Source organism: Aureliella helgolandensis, from assembly GCF_007752135.1.
In the GTDB taxonomy this organism is placed as follows: Bacteria; Planctomycetota; Planctomycetia; order Pirellulales; family Pirellulaceae; genus Aureliella; species Aureliella helgolandensis.
Genome location: NZ_CP036298.1, coordinates 1,213,851 through 1,228,937 on the forward strand (window position 1 = coordinate 1,213,851; position 15,087 = coordinate 1,228,937).

Here is a 15,087-nt window from a genome sequence, read left to right on the forward strand (position 1 = left end):
TTTGGTGTTATGCAGGTCGTCGTTGTACAAGACGAACTGGGACGGGCATCTTCGATGCGAGTCGTGCGAAGCAAATCTTCGCTTGTTGCTCAGTCACACCCGCCAGTTCATACAGAACTGTGCCTGGTTTGATCACGGCAACCCATGCTTCCGGTTCACCCTTACCTTTACCCATCCGAGTTTCCAATGGTTTGGAAGACACCGGTTTGTCTGGGAAGATTCGGATAAACAACCTACCTTCGCCGCGCACGTATTGTTGTGCAGCGATACGTCCAGCTTCGATTGTTCGAGCCTTTATCCAGCCGCCCTGCGTTGCTTGCAGGCCAAAATCGCCAAAGACAACTTTGTTGCCGCGGGTCGCATTACCTTTTATACGACCTCTTTGGCTTTTTCGATGCTTGACCCGCTTGGGCATCAGCGCCATCGGTAGAGTCTCCCGCGTAAGAACCTTGATTTACCCAGACTTGAATACCGAGGTTACCTTGAGGTGTCTGAGCCTCAGTGAAACCATAGTCGATCTTTGCTTGCAAGGTGCTCAAAGGGAGCGATCCGGCACTTGCCTTTTCGCGTCGAGCCATTTCGGCTCCACCCAAGCGACCTGCTAGCTGGACTTTGATGCCCTTGGCACCGGCGTCCATAGTTGTTTCTAATGCGCGTTTCATTGTGCGACGGAAGTTAGCTCGCTTCATCAATTGTTGAGCAATGTCTTCTGCTACCAATTGCGCCATAATACCTGGCGTGGCGATCTCTTCGATCTTCAAATTCACGCGGCGGCCGATGAGCGACTGCAATTCTTCTTGCAGCTTTTCGACATCCGCCCCCTTCTTGCCGATGATCAGGCCAGGCCGTGCTACGAAGAGCATGACCCGAACTTCATCTCGTGTCCGTTCAATCTCGATCCGATCAATGCCTGCGCTGCGGTACTGAGTTCGGTATCGGTTGTCGGGATGATTCTTGATGAAATGTCGAACCTTATGGTCTTCCACCAAAAGCTCGGCAAATTCCTTTTTCGACGCATACCAGCGGCTTGCCCAGCCACGGACGACACCGGTTCGGAAGCCTACAGGATTGACCTTTTGACCCATACCAAAAACTCGCTTGATCGGTTAACGCTACCTCAGGCAGCAAACTTGTGCTTACAGTTCTTCCAGTGTTTCCAGCTCGACAGTAATGTGAGCTGTTCGCTTTAAAATTCCAAAGGCCATCCCGCGTGCTCGGGGACGGATCCGCTTGAATGTCGGGCCGCCATCCACATGGGCTAGGGTAATGACCAGTCGCTCGGGAGCAACCGACCGACCACTGTTCTGGTCGGAGTCCTGTGCGTTGCCAACAGCACTTCGCAATACCTTCTCCAGCATCCGTGCACCGCGATGGGGCTGATACTTGAGCAGGTCGAGTGCTTCATCGGCAAACTTACCGCGTACCAAATCTGCCAGTGGACGGACTTTCCGAGCACTGATTCGAGCGTATTTGTGAGTGGCTTTGAACGCCATGGCTCCAACCCTAATTTCTATGTCGGTTCGATGATTCTTTGCGATGCCAAGTAACGAGTTGCACTCGTACTACTTCTTGCCCTTGCCGGAGTGGCCGCGGAAGGTTCGCGTTGGTGCGAACTCGCCGAGCTTGTGTCCAACCATGTCTTCGTTGACGGTTACCTTCATGTGCTGGCGACCGTTGTGAACCATGAACGTGATGCCCACGAATTCTGGAACGATAGTGCAGCGTCGGGCCCAAGTCGTAATTGGCTCGTGGGAGCCAGATTCCTGGACCTTGACTACTTTACCGTAGAGCCTTGGATCTACAAATGGTCCCTTTTTGGTCGATCGTCCCATAGCTTCGCTTCAACTCAAAAAACGCTAATGACTGATAAATGATACCGCGGCTTACTTCAGTTTCAGCTGGCCGTAACGTCGCGACTTGCGACGGCGGATGATGGACGAGTTCGACGGCTTGCGTCGAGCTCTGGTCGATCCACCCTTGGTAGGTTTGCCCTGAGGCGTAACTGGGTGGCGTCCACCCTTTGTTCTTCCTTCACCACCACCGTGCGGGTGGTCAACTGGATTCATGGCAGTACCGCGAACGTGAGGTCGACGCCCCATCCATCGCGATCGACCCGCTTTGCCGAGTACAACTGCACTGTGATCTGGGTTGCTACTGCGACCGATGGTAGCTCGGCAGTTGCCCGGAACCCGGCGGATTTCACCGCTAGGCAACATCAACTGAGCCCAGTCTGCTTCTCGTGCCATCAATGTCGCCAGAGTCCCTGCACTTCGGCAGAGGACGCCACCGCGACCTGGTTGCAATTCGATGCAGTAAATTTCTGTACCGGCTGGAATGTTCTTGAGTGGCAGGCAGTTACCGATCTTGGGCGGCGCGTCTGGTCCATTCAGGAGTGTTTCCCCAGCCTTGAGACCGTCAGGGGCAACTACATATCGTTTCTCACCGTCGGCGTAGACCAGCAACGCAATCCGACTCGATCGATTAGGGTCGTATTGGATGGAATCAACCTTGGCAGGGATTCCGTCCTTGTTCCGCTTGAAATCGATGACCCGGTATTGTTGCTTGTGTCCACCACCACGGTGGCGAACGGTAATCTTACCTTGGTTGTTTCGGCCACCATGCTTTTGCTTGGGGCGAAGCAGCGACTTTTCGGGCTTGGCGCCAGGGGTCAGTTCCTTAAAGTCACTGACCGACGCGTTCCGTCTGCCTGCTGAAGTTGGCTTGTATTTGCGAATTCCCATCTCTGTCTGCCTGTAACGTTTCGTCGTACTGCTTGAAGTCCTGTAGACTCAATGAACTGGAGCTCGTTTTCGACTTCTTAGAAGAAGTCGATGCGGTGCTCGGCGTTGAGTTTTACAATCGCTTTCTTCCAGCCGCTGGTAGTTCCAGCACGATGGCGGTAGCGACGGGTTTTTCCGATGCGGTTCTGCGTCATGACTTTATCAACGACGACGTTGAACAAGGTTTCGACAGCGGTTCGAACATCAATCTTCGTCGCTTGGGGGTGAATCTCAAACGCGTAGTGATTGTTGCGGGCTGCACGGTGGACACCCTTCTCGGTTACCAGTGGGCGAATGATCACCTGGTGGGGTTCGAGTTGGATTCCCTTTTTCTTTGCTTTGTCGCTCATCGAATCAATGCCTTTTGCGGCTTCGTATCTGCAAGTGAGTGTGGGGTGTGGTGCGGGCACCAACAGGACATGCCTGGGTTAGGCGGCTGAGGTGTCGGCGGCTTGGCTCTTGATCAGCTCGAGTGCCTCTTTGGTGATCAGCAATCGCTTGGGGCGAATGACGGCCAGGGCGTTCAAGTCGATAACTCGCGTTACTTCCACACCGGGGATATTGCGGGCACTCTTGTAGACTTCGCTCTTGTAGTCGCTTGTGGCGACTAGCGTGGTCTGGCCTTCTAGCCCTAGAGCCTTGAGGACCTCAGCGAGTTCCTTGGTCTTGGGAGCAGCCATTTCCAGCTGGTCAATGACGACCACTTCACTGTCAGCGATCTTAGAGGCGATCGCCATCTTGGTTGCTGCCCGGATAGCCTTCTTAGGAAGCCGGTAGTAGTAGGTGCGTGGTTTGATTTGCATGGCGTGGCCACCGCCACGACGCTGGGGAGCTCGTCGCGAGCCAACACGTGCGTTGCCGGTACCCTTTTGACGGTAGAGCTTGCGAGTCGAGCCCGAAACCTCACCGCGACCCTTGGTTTTCTTCGTTCCCTGACGCTTGTTCGCCAAGTACATCACAACTGCATCGTGCAGGAGTTGCTTGTTGATTTTGGGGGCAATGGCAGCAGGATCGATATCGATCTTGCCGACTTCTGCACCATTTCGATCGTAAACAGGTAAGGTAACCATCTATCTGTACTCTAATATATCTCTAACGAGCCGGGGACGCTGAACCGATGACTAACCAACCTTGTTGGTTGCACGAACGATAACAAATCCACCGTTAGGGCCGGGGACAGCGCCGCGCACTAGAAGTAAGTTGTTTTCCGCATCAACCTTGGCAACCTTCAGGTTGCGAACGGTGGTGCGGGTGCCGCCGTAGCGACCGGCCATCTTCTGGCCCTTGAATACGCGACCTGGGTAGGTCGCCATGCTGGTACCACCGGCATGACGGTGGCACTTCTTAACACCGTGAGTGGCTCGCTGGCCACTGAAGTTGTGTCGCTTCATTACACCGGAAAAACCACGGCCCTTGGAGGTGCCTGTGACGTCGACGGCTTGAATTTCATCGAAGATCGCAGCGGTAATGACACTGCCAATTTCCGCTGCGGCATGATTGCGGAACTCGCGAATAAATCGCTTGGGCTCACAATTTGGCTTGGCGGAAGCTTCCACACCTGCTGCGGAGAGTGCCTTGGATCGCTTGCTGCTGATGGCAGCGACTTGGCCGCGTTCTGAGCGGCTAGCGAGGCGGCGGGGCTTGTCGAGATAGCCGAGCTGTACGGCTTCATACCCATCACGTTCAACGGTCTTGACCTGCAGGACATGACATGGGCCTACTTCCAAGACCGTTACGGGAATAGCCGTTCCGTCTTCATGGAAAATCTGCGTTGTACCGACCTTGCGGCCGAGGATACCCTTCGTCATCTCTGTATTTCCCGTCAAACGCTTGCAAATTAGGACCGAGGATTCCTCGTGTTACCTAATTAGCATCCGTGTCATATTACTGGACTCGAAAAACTAATTAAACGATACTGCGAGCCGAAACGAAGCACGCAGGGAGCGGACTGGTGGCAGCTAGCCTCGGAGTGTTGGCTACCGAGCTGTTGCCTTGATCTTGATGTCAACACCAGCTGGCAGGCTAAGCTTGTTCAGAGCTTCGATCGTCTTGGCGGTTGCCTGCCGGATGTCGATCAGTCGCTTGTGAGTTCGTATTTCATATTGCTGGCGAGCTTTTTTGTCAATGTGTGGGCCAGACAATACTGTGTACCGCTCGATGCGTGTTGGCAAAGGGATCGGGCCATGCACCTCCGAGTGGGTGCGTTTGGCGGTGTCGACGATCTCTTGAGCGCTTTGATCAAGCACTGAATGATCGTATGCTTCCATTCGGATTCGAATGACTTCGTGCGAACCTGCCGACACAGTAGACCCTCTCAACACCACAAAAAACGATTATTACTACATTACTCGGGCATCTCAGCGAGTGTGAGCTGATTTGCGTCCAAGTGAAGGAGGAGAGTTTATGAGCGACCTACTCGGTCGTCAACGGCAAAATGTAGAATGCTTGGGTGAAATTGCCCGCCGCGTCGCGACGCGAGCTGGGGACAAGCAGTTTTGCGTGAATTTGTTGGGCAAGATGCCAATGAGGTCATAGGATATCAGCGGTCGATGGGTGTGGGTTACTTGTAGAATGTCAGAATTCGACCCGCGACGCCCGGCTGATGCAGTGGTTTTGCCAATAAATTGCAGGGAGCGCAATGCTAGCAACGTCCAATTGGCAGGACCCCTATCCCTTCTCTAGACGCCCTGGTCGCCTGAGATCTCTGCGGGGATGAGATCTCTGCGGAGACGCACAGTGCCCCGTTCTCAGTGGCCCGCGTTACTCCTCGGGCAGGCGGCCGATTGATGGGGGGAAAATTGACGATTCCCACTGAGGTGTTGTTGAGGTGGGGGGCTGGTGGCCGAAAAACACCAGGGCGATTATGCCGAATCGTGAATGGAAGCTAGATTAGATACGTTGACAAAATACTTGCCGTACGACAGTTTGCACTCTTCGCTATGGTGCACGCTTTGAACCCTATTTGAGAATTCCAGATGTCGCTTTTGATTGAGAGAGGAAGCCAGCCGTCCCAGCCCGAGAGTTGGGTGGAGTGGGCTGGTGTTATTGGACCGGTCCCTTCGTTGCCCAAGCCTGCGCGAGGTGCGTGGTCTGAAGATGGCGATGAGGAGGAGGGTGAAGAGGAGTCGTCTGAGGAAGATGGCGCTGATGGTGAAGAAGCTGACCCGAAGTCGCTGCCGCTCGACGATGAGGAGGAGGATGATGATCCCTTTGAGGATTTCGATGATGAAGACTTCGATGATGAGTTCGATGATGATTTCGAGGAGGAGTTAGAGGACGACTACGAGATCGAACCCGATGACAGTGATATGTTTCCAAACGCCGCTGGAAGCGGTGACGACGATGTTTTCGAGGAAGAGGACGAGTAGTTCGCTGTGGATGGTTGACTGTGGGGATCCGATCGGTGTTCCGCGCTCCGGGCGCGACGGAAAGCTGGGACGCTGAGGAAGAGTCGGTTTCGAGTTAGATTTCGGTCTGGTTAATAAGTGGATAGGTGCGATTGATATGAAGCGGGCAGAACACGATGTGGTTGTAATCGGCGGTGGCCCTGGGGGATACGTGGCTGCGATACGCGCTGCGCAGCTAGGATTCAACACCGCATGTATTGACGAGAACGAGGTCTTTGGTGGCACTTGTCTGCGAGTTGGTTGCATACCCAGCAAGGCGTTGTTGGAGTCGAGTCATTTATACCATGTGACTCAGTCGCAACTGGGGCAACACGGTGTACAGGTAGGTTCCGTTGGACTAGACCTTTCGGCCATGCTGGCCCGCAAGGATAAGGTCGTTTCGCAGTTGACCGGTGGAGTGACGATGTTGCTGAAACGCAACAAGATCACCGCCTATCACGGGCGCGGCAAGCTTTCCTCCGTAGATACCGTAGCGGTCGAAACAGCGGAGGGCCCGCTGGAGATTCGCGCTAAGCATATCGTGCTCGCGACGGGAAGTCGGCCAGCGACGATGCGCGGCGTGGAGTACGACGGGGATCGCATAGGGGATAGCACGACCGCTCTCAATTATCCGGAAGTCCCGAAGCGATTGGTTGTTATTGGCGGCGGCTACATTGGCCTGGAGCTGGGAAGCGTCTGGAACCGCCTGGGAAGTCAGGTCACTGTGTTGGAAGCCATGGACCGTGTGTTGCCTGGTCTCGACCATGAGATCGGCCAGCTGGCTCATCGCGAGTTTCAGAAGCAGGGGATCGAATTTCGCACCGGAAGTTGGGTAGAAGGGGCCACGTTTGACGGCAAGAAATGTACGGTGCAGTGCAAGGGGAGCGAGCCGATCGAATGCGATCGCGTGCTGCTGTCGACCGGCCGAGTGCCCTGCTCCGATGACCTGGGGTTGGATGGGGTGGGAATCGAAACCGACCGCCGCGGGTTTGTGCCGGTTGATGAAAATTTTCAAACTGCCGTGCAGGGGGTGTATGCTGTCGGCGACTTGCTAGGGGGCGCCATGCTGGCTCATAAGGCGAGCGAAGAGGGGATTGTTTGCGTTGAGCGGATTGCGGGCATGAAGAGCCACGTCAACTATGGCGCGATACCTGCCGTCGTCTACACCCATCCCGAAATCGCCTCAGTGGGACAGACCGAGGAGCAGCTCAAGGATGCGGGGATCGAGTATATCAAGGGGATTTGTCCCTATGGTGCCAGCGGGCGAGCACTCGCATTGGGCGAGCCCAGCGGCCGAGTTAAGGTCTTGGCGGATGCCAAGACGGATCGGGTTTTGGGGGTGCATATCATTGGCGCCCACGCGGGAGATTTGATCGCAGAGGCGACCGCCGCGATCGAGTTTGGGGCGAGCAGCGAAGATATCGCTCGCTGTTGCCACGCGCATCCCACCCTATCCGAGTTGCTGCATGAGGCAGCCATGGCCGTCTCGAAGCGGGCGATCCATACCGCTTGATTGTGCCTTGCAGTAGGTGATCAACGCGTTGCTGTTTTGCTCTCCTCACTTGGCGTGGCGGCTGTGCTGTGCTGCGTGGTGAGGGGCGTGGTTCTCCGCAGTTCATCGATCCAGCTGACTAGCGATAGCGAGCTGGCAGCCATTTGCTGAAGAGCCAGATCGGTGGCTTGTGGGGTGCTGGAGGCTGGCATTTCTGCGAGGGCCTCCCCTGCCCCCTCTCCCTCGGGTCGTTTGTTGAGAAGGTCGATGATGAGCAATGCATCGATGGGGGAGATGAAGCCGTCTCCGTTCGTGTCGACTAGGGCGTTGGCGTTCTTCGGTTGCCCCGGTGCGGTGGGAAGTTGGCGACTTTGCTGCACATTCAAATCGTTGATTACCAGCAGTGCGTCGAGGGGGCTGAGGATGCCATCTTGATTGGTGTCTGTGGGAGTCTGCCTGTTGTGCCAGGGGAATGCAGCTGAGAAATCGACGACAAAGATCGATATGGTTGCCGGTGGCGATTCAAGGCCGGTTGAATCGGTGACCGTGTACTGAGTTCGGTGGACCCCTGCAAAGCCAGCTGGGGTCGTGTACTGCAGTTGGTTGTTCACGATTTTAAAAGCGGCGGGGGCGTTGCCCACAAGCTTTGCAATGAGCTTCGTCGGATCGCCATCGGGGTCTAAGTCGTTGGCGGTGAGCTTGAGGTTGGCCGTTCGCTGTGCATTATTGGCCTGTCCTTCGTCGTTGGTTGCCGTGGGCGGAAGAGCCACCGGAGCGCTGGGGTCGTAGATGAAGTTTTGCCATACATTCTCCTCTCCGATGGTGATTTTGGGCAGCACGATCGGAGACTTCAGACGACCACCCGAAGCGATGGCGCGGTACGTTCCCGCCGGGAGTGCAAGCTGAAAGCCTCCCGCGGGTTGAGAGGTGGTCGTGAACTGCCCAGCAGCTCCATCGAAGGCGATTTGAATCGCGGAAATACCTTCGCCTGCCTCGTACCAGCGGCTTGCATTGGCATCTTCAAATACCGCCCCAACCACCATGGCAGGAGGTTTTTCGATGTTGAGGAGCACCTCGGTGCTGACCAAGGGGCCGAACGTCGCGCTGCCACTGTAGGGAGTAAGGGCCAGGCCGATTTGATCGAAGTCTGGGTTGTTGAGTGCCGTGCGGTGGCCGCGTCCAGCTTGCATGCCGCTGGGGCCGGTTCCCCAGTCAATCACATAGGCAGAGTGGATGAAATTCGGGGAAAGCCCATACGCAAATACGTTTTCTGAGTTGATCTTCTCTCCGTTGGCAAACCGCAAGTCGACTCCGGCGGCCAGCAGCGCGTTTCTGCGAGTGGCGGTATCGGAGTGGAATTGAGACGGTGGCTTGGTCGAGAGCATCGCGGTGTTGTGCGACTTGGCGAAGTTGCTGGCCGCTTCGTTCCAGCTCAGCGGAGGAGCTGGTGTTAGCTGCCCGAGCTCCGCCCGAAGAACTGCTGCGTCGACTTTAAAGGCATCCAGGCTCGCTTGCACACTCGCGTCTCGAGCTTGGATCGGGGAGGCCCGCGAGATAAGTCGTGCATACTCACCCTGTGGATCGCTGCGAAAGCGATTGGTGAGCTGGAGGAGTTCCTGCTCCAAGCCGGTGAGGGCGAGCAGGCGACGTGTTTCGAGTGCCTCGAGCCCCAGCGTTCGCAACTTGTGCATGAATTCCTCCCTGAAATGGTCTTCGCCGTGGAAGCAGGGCGAGATGTAGGACGCGCAATTGGCCGTAAGCTTGGAGATCGAATTTGGCGACCGGGGGCTTGTTCAGTCTCTGCTCGCGCGATGCCTTCGCTCTGGTGGTATGTTGTTTACCCTCCTGAGTGACTGATTTCAATAGGGCAGTCCATCGCTTCGAGTGCCGCAACGAGTTCGTGGATGGCCCACTGACGATCGTCCGAAGCGAGAAGGTAGGTGGGCTGCGGGCCGCGCTCCGCAGCGGAAGTTTGCTCAGGGAGGGGCGTGGAGGTGACGGCTAGCCCCAGTCCCATGGCTAGGGGGCGGTGGAAATCTTCCCAGGCAACTCCCTCGACCCGCATGGGGTCCGCTAGAAAAACGGTCAGTTTAGGCGTGGCAATCAGGGGGCGTGCGGAGGACGAGTGGGCTGCCGATTCGACGAGCCCCACCCAGCGGCGGTCCGCCGTTGGCGGCTGAGTGCCGAGGAATGGGCTGTCGGCGGCGTGCTGGGCCGGGAGCGGCGAGATGGATGAGCAGGGGAGCCAATTGGCGTGGGCCAGTCGAGCAGCTTCCTGGAGCAGCGTGGCGGCCTGCTGCTGGGGGCTCGCAACTAGCACAAGGCTGCCTGGGCCGGTTTGCAGATTCTGCGCTAGTTGGCCGATGGAGAGGCGGGAGACCGGATCGATCCAGCTGGCTGCCACTTCTTGAGCTGGCACTAGGATAAAGCGGCGCATGCACATGCGGGGGTGGGGGATTTTTAGCTGGGGAGTCCAGATCCGGGAATCTTCGTGCAGCAAGATGTCGATATCGATCTGGCGAGCTTCCCAGCGGTGTAGCCGGACACGCCCCAATTCCTCTTCGATCTTGCGGACGATGTGCCAGGCTTCCCAGGGATCCTTGGGGCTGCGAAGTGCAATCACCGCATTGATAAATGGGGGTTGGCCGGTGGGGCCGCCGACCGGAGGCGTGCGGTAGTGAGAGCTGACGCAGAACTCATCTGTCGAGCAGCCGAATTCCTCGCGCAATCGCTCCGCGGCCCGGCGGATCGCATCGCTGGGGTTTCCAAGGTTGGCACCTAAGCTGAGTAGGCAGCGCGGCATGCTAGGAGAATTACCTCACAGGGCTAGGGCTCAAACCAGTTGGACGGTGGCAGCTGTTCGAGCTGCGGCAGTTGAATGCGTGTCCAGTGGTGAAGCTGGAATCGCCAGGCTCGGTCTGCTCGAGTGTGGTGTCGGATCGCTGCTGGTTCCAGCTGCGGTAGATCTTCATCTGCCGGGGAGCCCGAGAGGTTGAGGGGGGCATCATCGCGCGATGTGCAATTTGTGGCCGCGGCAGCCGGGGACGTCCGCAGGAGTGCACCACTAGGCGGCTGGCAGTTCCTTGCGCGACTACCGATCCTCGCACCGGCTACTGGGGCTTCAGGCTATGGACGTGCCAGTAGGCCGTGCGAGAGGAGTCGTCTGCACTGCGTGGGCGTGCGCTCCGGTACATGATGATCACTAGAGGCTCTGCGTCGGTATCGCCCGCCTTGTTGACTTCAACCGTGATGTAGTAACCATTGTGATCGCCCGTGATTTCGATTCCCCGCATGTAGCGCCACTGTCCGGGTTGGCCCTCGGCTAAGATGCGTTGGGTAGCTTTGCTGTTGAGGAACTCTTTGGTTTTGTCGCCCGCTTCCATGGTCAGCGTGTCGTGATAGGCTTTGAGATCGGTTCCGGTTATCTGGCGTTCGCCAGCGGATTTCATCAATTCCAAGGCTTCGTATTCACGGTGTTCCGCGATCAGGTCGACGAACTCGATCGCACGTTGTCCCGCCTGCTCGTAGAGGTATTGTCGCTCCTGGGTGGTGGCTACCATGGACCATGTTCCCGAGGCAATTCCCATCGCCATGCCAGCTTGTGCGAGTCCCCGTCCGCGTAGGTAGGGCGTGTAGGAGAGTAGGATTGCGGTGATGCCGCCGAGCCCGGCAGCTAGGATCGAGAGCATCACCAATTTGCTCGACAGGGGGGCCAGCAAGCTTATGATTCCCAAGGCGAGTGCAACTATGGCCAGCTTGCTGGTCGGCAAGCGTTCGGCGGCTTGCGTTTCTTCTGTTTCCTGAAAAGCAGGTTGGAGAAGTGAGTCAGCTGTGTTCATCCGAGATCTTGGGGAGTGGGGAATAGGGGAGTGATGGGGCTACTTCGATTTCTTGGGCGGTGACAGGACGCGTTGCAGTTCCTGCAAGCTGGTGAGCCCGGTCGCAACAGCCAAGACACCCTCTTCTTGCATCGTTAAGAAGCCGCCTTGGCGCGCGGTTCTCGACACGTTGGCTGGGGTCGGGTCTTGCAATACAGCCTGTCGAATTTCGTCGGTAATTTGCAGTAGTTCAAAAATGGCAGCGCGTCCGTAATAACCTCGGCCGTTGCATTTTGCGCAAATCTCGATCTCGATCGGCTTGCCGTTCGCGTCAACCCGCTGCTCCGGTGGGGGAGGTATGTAGGGTTGATAGAGCGTGTGGACTCGTCCGGCAGGAATTCCCAATTTTTGCAGCAATTGTGGCGAGGGTTGGAAGGGTTGTCGGCACTCGGTGCACAGACGCCGCACCAGTTTTTGATTGAGGACGCCGCAGGTGATTTTCAGCAACTCCTTGAAGGATTCCTTGTTGCTTGCAAGGAGTTTGAGCAGTCCTTCGACCGCGGAGCTGGCGGCAATTCGCGTGATCACGTAGCGGTGCTCTGCTATCACTTCGTTGCAGAGGAGCTTGGTGACTTCGGGGCTGAACAGCTCGGGGAGGATGAGCGCGTCGGGTTGCTTCAGTAGCAAGCTCTTGAGTACGGTCATGGGGGTTTCACCCGCTGCCGAATCAAACGTGTGCTTGGTGATATTGATGAGCTCGGGATCGTTGAGTTTGACATCCTCAACGGCATGAAAGTCGCGAACGAAGCGGTCTGCGGACTCAAGTCCTACCCGCCAGGTGGTGGGCAGTGCATGGCCTGGTGCACCGCTGAAAAGGAAGAGGGCATCGTCCGAATTGAGCAGGTTTTTAAGCTGCTGTTGCATCTTTTCACGCATCCCTAAATCGGACAGCGTGACCAGCACTGGTTTTTTGGGATCGATACGAATCAGCGCGCGTTCCCCCGAGGGGACGCCTTGGGTCATGACATCCAGGATCCAATCGTTCCCCTTGTACTTGATCGCTAGCGTGCCTTGCTGCCGCGATCGACGATCTTGTCCGTTGAGCCCTACGAGGCGTTTGATGACGATTAGGGCGCCATCACCTTCGGGCCGTTCCAGGGGAGGCATGCTCTCCCACAGGCCGTCGATGCGAAATCGCACCGCGGCGCCTTGCTGAGAAAAATCGAGCAGGATTTGATCGGCACGGGCGTCAATGGCCTGGGCGAGCAGGACCACGGCCACCGGGTATTGTTCGATTCCTCGAGCAGCGATTAGGATGCCTTGCGCGGCCTGCTTGTCGGCGGCCTGAGGCTTAAACTCGATCGCCGGCATTTCGAGTGCTTGCTGGGCTGCGCCCTCTTTTTTCTTGCGTCGGAACATGCGTTAGATAATACCTGGTTGGCTGACTTGAATACCCTTAAGTGCCATCTTGAGGGCATCTTTATTGGGAGCAACGGCGAAAGCGGTGGGGCGGTCGATCAGTTCTTTGTCGATCAGATTTTTGAGACTCATCGTAAAGTCCTGCATGCCCTCACCTTCTCCAATGCGGATCGCATCGGGGAGTTTGGAGTCTTGGCCTTCGAGGATGAGTTTTTGAACCATGGGGGTGAAGGTCATGATTTCGCACGTCGGCACTCGGCCCACCCCTGGCTTGATCGATTTCAGCAGCTTCTGGGCGACGATGCCTTTCATATTGAAAGCGATGGCCGAGCGGATGGCGCCGTGCATTTCTTCGGGGAACAAGTCAAGAATACGGCCGATGGTGGTGGGAGCGCTGGATGCGTGAATCGTGCCGAAGACTAAGTGACCTGTTTCCGCGGCATGAATGGCGGTCATAAACGTTTCTTCGTCCCGCAATTCTCCCACCAGGATGATGTCGGGGTCTTCCCGCACGGCGTGCTTCATGCCGATTTCAAAGTCTTTGACATCCTGGCCAATCTCTCGCTGGTTGATTAGGCACTTGTCCTCGGTGTAGACGAATTCAATGGGGTCTTCGAGAGTCAGAATGTGCTTGCTGTAAATCGAGTTGATGTAGTTCAGCATACTGCCGATCGTCGTACTTTTGCCTGACCCGGTAACTCCGGCAAGCAGTACCATCCCTTGATCGTAGTGGCACAGAGTCTCGATCGAAGGTGGAAGGTAGAGTCCTTGGAACGGGGGGATGTAGTTATTGACGCGTCGAGCGACCAGGCCGATTTTTCCCAACTGCTTAAGCATGTTGACTCGAAATCGCCAGCTCACGCCATCCACATTCACGACATAGGCAAAGTCAGCGCCTCCCTCTTGTTCGAAGATGCCGCGGGCGCGCTCGTCCATCATGGGAACCAGCAGCCGGACCATCTCCTCGTTTTCGATCGGCGGGCGGTTGAGGGGTTTGAGCGTACCGCTTACACGGACGATGGGGGGACGTCCCACCTTCATGTGCAAGTCACTTCCCTCAAGCTTGACCAGCGCGCGAAAGATCTTGTCGACCTCCAGGTCTTTGCGTTCCTTGAGGAGGTTGCCGACGATGCTATCAAGTTGTGCATCGGAGCCATTATCGTCAGACGCTGACATCTCTGATCCCTGAGCTTGCGGAAAGAGTCTTGAGTGCTAGACCAGTGTTTACAACCGTACGGCAATGCCACGTTCAGCCATCACGCGCTTGGTCTGCTCTATAGTATACTGTCCAAAGTGAAAAATGCTGGCTGCTAAGGCTGCATCTGCCAATCCAAACTGAATTGCATCTGCCAGGTGCTCTGGGCTGCCGGCTCCTCCACTGGCCACGACGGGGATTCCGACCGCACGGCTGACGGCCGCAGTGATCTCGACGTCGTAGCCATCGCAGGTACCGTCGCAATCCATGCTGGTCAGGACGATTTCGCCGGCTCCCAATGCCTCGACGCGGCGGGCCCATTCTACCGCTTGGAGACCCGTTGGGGTCCGTCCACCGTGGATGTGCACCTCCCAGAATTCTTCGCCGTTGCGTTGGACTCGTTTGGGGTCGATGTTCACGACGATGCACTGGCTGCCAAAGCGATCGGCTGCTCGCGCCACAAACTCGGGGTCTTGGCAGGCGGTCGTGTTGATCGAGACCTTGTCGCATCCGGCTTGCAGCAAGGCACGGATATCGTCGAGTTCTCGGATGCCACCCCCAACGGTTAGGGGCATAAAGACCTGCTCGGCGGTGCGACGCACTACATCGAGCATGATTCCGCGCTGTTCATGACTGGCCGTAATGTCGAGAAATACCAATTCGTCGGCTCCCTCGCGTTCGTATCGAGCAGCCACTTCCACGGGATCTCCCGCGTCGCGCAAGTTCAGAAAATTGGTCCCCTTCACCACCCGGCCTTGATTAACATCCAAGCAGGGAATGACCCGTTTCGCTAACATTCCATCCCTTTAATTTTCGCATTTGACGAGTTGGTCGAGCGTTGGCCGTTTGTTGCAACCAGCCCCTCTAGAATACACCTTCAAAGCGGTCCTGCGCAGCGGTAGCGGCGCAGAAAGTGACAGAATCGCATCGCGAGGCACTAGCCAATCGGCAGAGGTGCCTCTCCCCAAGTCGTCCGGGCAGCCGCCGCCAAGGGGCT

The 15,087-nt window shown here is 56.7% G+C and carries 17 protein-coding genes; 2 read left to right on the forward strand and 15 right to left on the reverse strand.

Annotation, left to right across the window (positions count from 1 at the left end):
- Nucleotides 1-7: 7 nt before the first annotated feature.
- The 9 genes from rplP to rpsJ all read right to left on the reverse strand — a co-directional run bounded on the left by rplP (nucleotide 8) and on the right by rpsJ (nucleotide 5,083).
- Entirely contained in the window at nucleotides 8-424 is a 417-nt protein-coding gene (gene rplP / locus Q31a_RS04225; RefSeq protein WP_145074458.1) for a 50S ribosomal protein L16, read from the reverse strand.
- A complete protein-coding gene (gene rpsC, locus Q31a_RS04230; protein ID WP_145074461.1) occupies nucleotides 363-1,085 on the reverse strand; it encodes a 30S ribosomal protein S3 in 723 nt (240 codons plus the stop codon). Before rpsC ends, rplP begins: the two co-directional genes overlap by 62 nt.
- 51 nt (nucleotides 1,086-1,136) lie before the next feature.
- Nucleotides 1,137-1,493, reverse strand: coding sequence for a 50S ribosomal protein L22 (gene rplV / locus Q31a_RS04235; protein WP_145074464.1), 357 nt, complete (start codon nucleotides 1,491-1,493; stop codon nucleotides 1,137-1,139).
- A gap of 69 nt (nucleotides 1,494-1,562) precedes the next feature.
- Nucleotides 1,563-1,832, reverse strand: coding sequence for a 30S ribosomal protein S19 (gene rpsS, locus Q31a_RS04240; protein ID WP_145074466.1), 270 nt, complete (start codon nucleotides 1,830-1,832; stop codon nucleotides 1,563-1,565).
- A gap of 51 nt (nucleotides 1,833-1,883) precedes the next feature.
- Nucleotides 1,884-2,741 (reverse strand): 50S ribosomal protein L2, encoded by an 858-nt coding sequence (rplB, locus tag Q31a_RS04245; RefSeq protein WP_145074470.1) that lies wholly within the window; start codon nucleotides 2,739-2,741, stop codon nucleotides 1,884-1,886.
- 77 nt (nucleotides 2,742-2,818) lie between these two features.
- Nucleotides 2,819-3,130, reverse strand: coding sequence for a 50S ribosomal protein L23 (gene rplW / locus Q31a_RS04250; protein ID WP_145074473.1), 312 nt, complete (start codon nucleotides 3,128-3,130; stop codon nucleotides 2,819-2,821).
- A gap of 78 nt (nucleotides 3,131-3,208) precedes the next feature.
- Nucleotides 3,209-3,850: a 50S ribosomal protein L4 gene (rplD, locus tag Q31a_RS04255; RefSeq protein ID WP_145074476.1), complete on the reverse strand. Its 642-nt coding sequence runs from the start codon at nucleotides 3,848-3,850 to the stop codon at nucleotides 3,209-3,211.
- 51 nt (nucleotides 3,851-3,901) lie between these two features.
- Nucleotides 3,902-4,588, reverse strand: coding sequence for a 50S ribosomal protein L3 (gene rplC / locus Q31a_RS04260; protein ID WP_145074479.1), 687 nt, complete (start codon nucleotides 4,586-4,588; stop codon nucleotides 3,902-3,904).
- Nucleotides 4,589-4,756: 168 nt separating this feature from the next.
- Entirely contained in the window at nucleotides 4,757-5,083 is a 327-nt protein-coding gene (gene rpsJ / locus Q31a_RS04265) for a 30S ribosomal protein S10 (RefSeq protein ID WP_145074482.1), read from the reverse strand.
- A 672-nt stretch (nucleotides 5,084-5,755) separates the two neighbouring features.
- Between rpsJ and Q31a_RS29925 the strand changes: the two genes are divergently transcribed.
- Entirely contained in the window at nucleotides 5,756-6,148 is a 393-nt protein-coding gene (locus tag Q31a_RS29925) for a hypothetical protein (protein ID WP_197356189.1), read from the forward strand.
- Between the two features lie 136 nt (nucleotides 6,149-6,284).
- Nucleotides 6,285-7,679: a dihydrolipoyl dehydrogenase gene (lpdA, locus tag Q31a_RS04275; RefSeq protein WP_145074487.1), complete on the forward strand. Its 1,395-nt coding sequence runs from the start codon at nucleotides 6,285-6,287 to the stop codon at nucleotides 7,677-7,679.
- A gap of 20 nt (nucleotides 7,680-7,699) precedes the next feature.
- On the opposite strand, the gene Q31a_RS04280 is transcribed toward lpdA, so the two are convergent.
- The 6 genes from Q31a_RS04280 to hisF form a co-directional block, all read right to left on the reverse strand.
- The gene (locus Q31a_RS04280) at nucleotides 7,700-9,349 is read right to left on the reverse strand and encodes an Ig-like domain-containing protein (protein ID WP_145074490.1); all 1,650 of its coding nucleotides are present in this window, start codon (nucleotides 9,347-9,349) and stop codon (nucleotides 7,700-7,702) included.
- A gap of 146 nt (nucleotides 9,350-9,495) precedes the next feature.
- A complete protein-coding gene (gene folK, locus Q31a_RS04285; protein WP_145074494.1) occupies nucleotides 9,496-10,461 on the reverse strand; it encodes a 2-amino-4-hydroxy-6-hydroxymethyldihydropteridine diphosphokinase in 966 nt (321 codons plus the stop codon).
- Between the two features lie 307 nt (nucleotides 10,462-10,768).
- Complete coding sequence (locus Q31a_RS04290; protein ID WP_145074497.1) at nucleotides 10,769-11,497, reverse strand: DUF4190 domain-containing protein; 729 nt, start codon at nucleotides 11,495-11,497, stop codon at nucleotides 10,769-10,771.
- 39 nt (nucleotides 11,498-11,536) lie between these two features.
- Complete coding sequence (locus tag Q31a_RS04295) at nucleotides 11,537-12,895, reverse strand: ATPase, T2SS/T4P/T4SS family (RefSeq protein WP_145074500.1); 1,359 nt, start codon at nucleotides 12,893-12,895, stop codon at nucleotides 11,537-11,539.
- Nucleotides 12,896-12,898: 3 nt separating this feature from the next.
- Nucleotides 12,899-14,071 (reverse strand): type IV pilus twitching motility protein PilT, encoded by a 1,173-nt coding sequence (locus tag Q31a_RS04300; RefSeq protein ID WP_145074503.1) that lies wholly within the window; start codon nucleotides 14,069-14,071, stop codon nucleotides 12,899-12,901.
- Nucleotides 14,072-14,119: 48 nt separating this feature from the next.
- Complete coding sequence (gene hisF / locus Q31a_RS04305) at nucleotides 14,120-14,887, reverse strand: imidazole glycerol phosphate synthase subunit HisF (protein ID WP_145074506.1); 768 nt, start codon at nucleotides 14,885-14,887, stop codon at nucleotides 14,120-14,122.
- Between the last annotated feature and the right edge of the window lie 200 nt (nucleotides 14,888-15,087).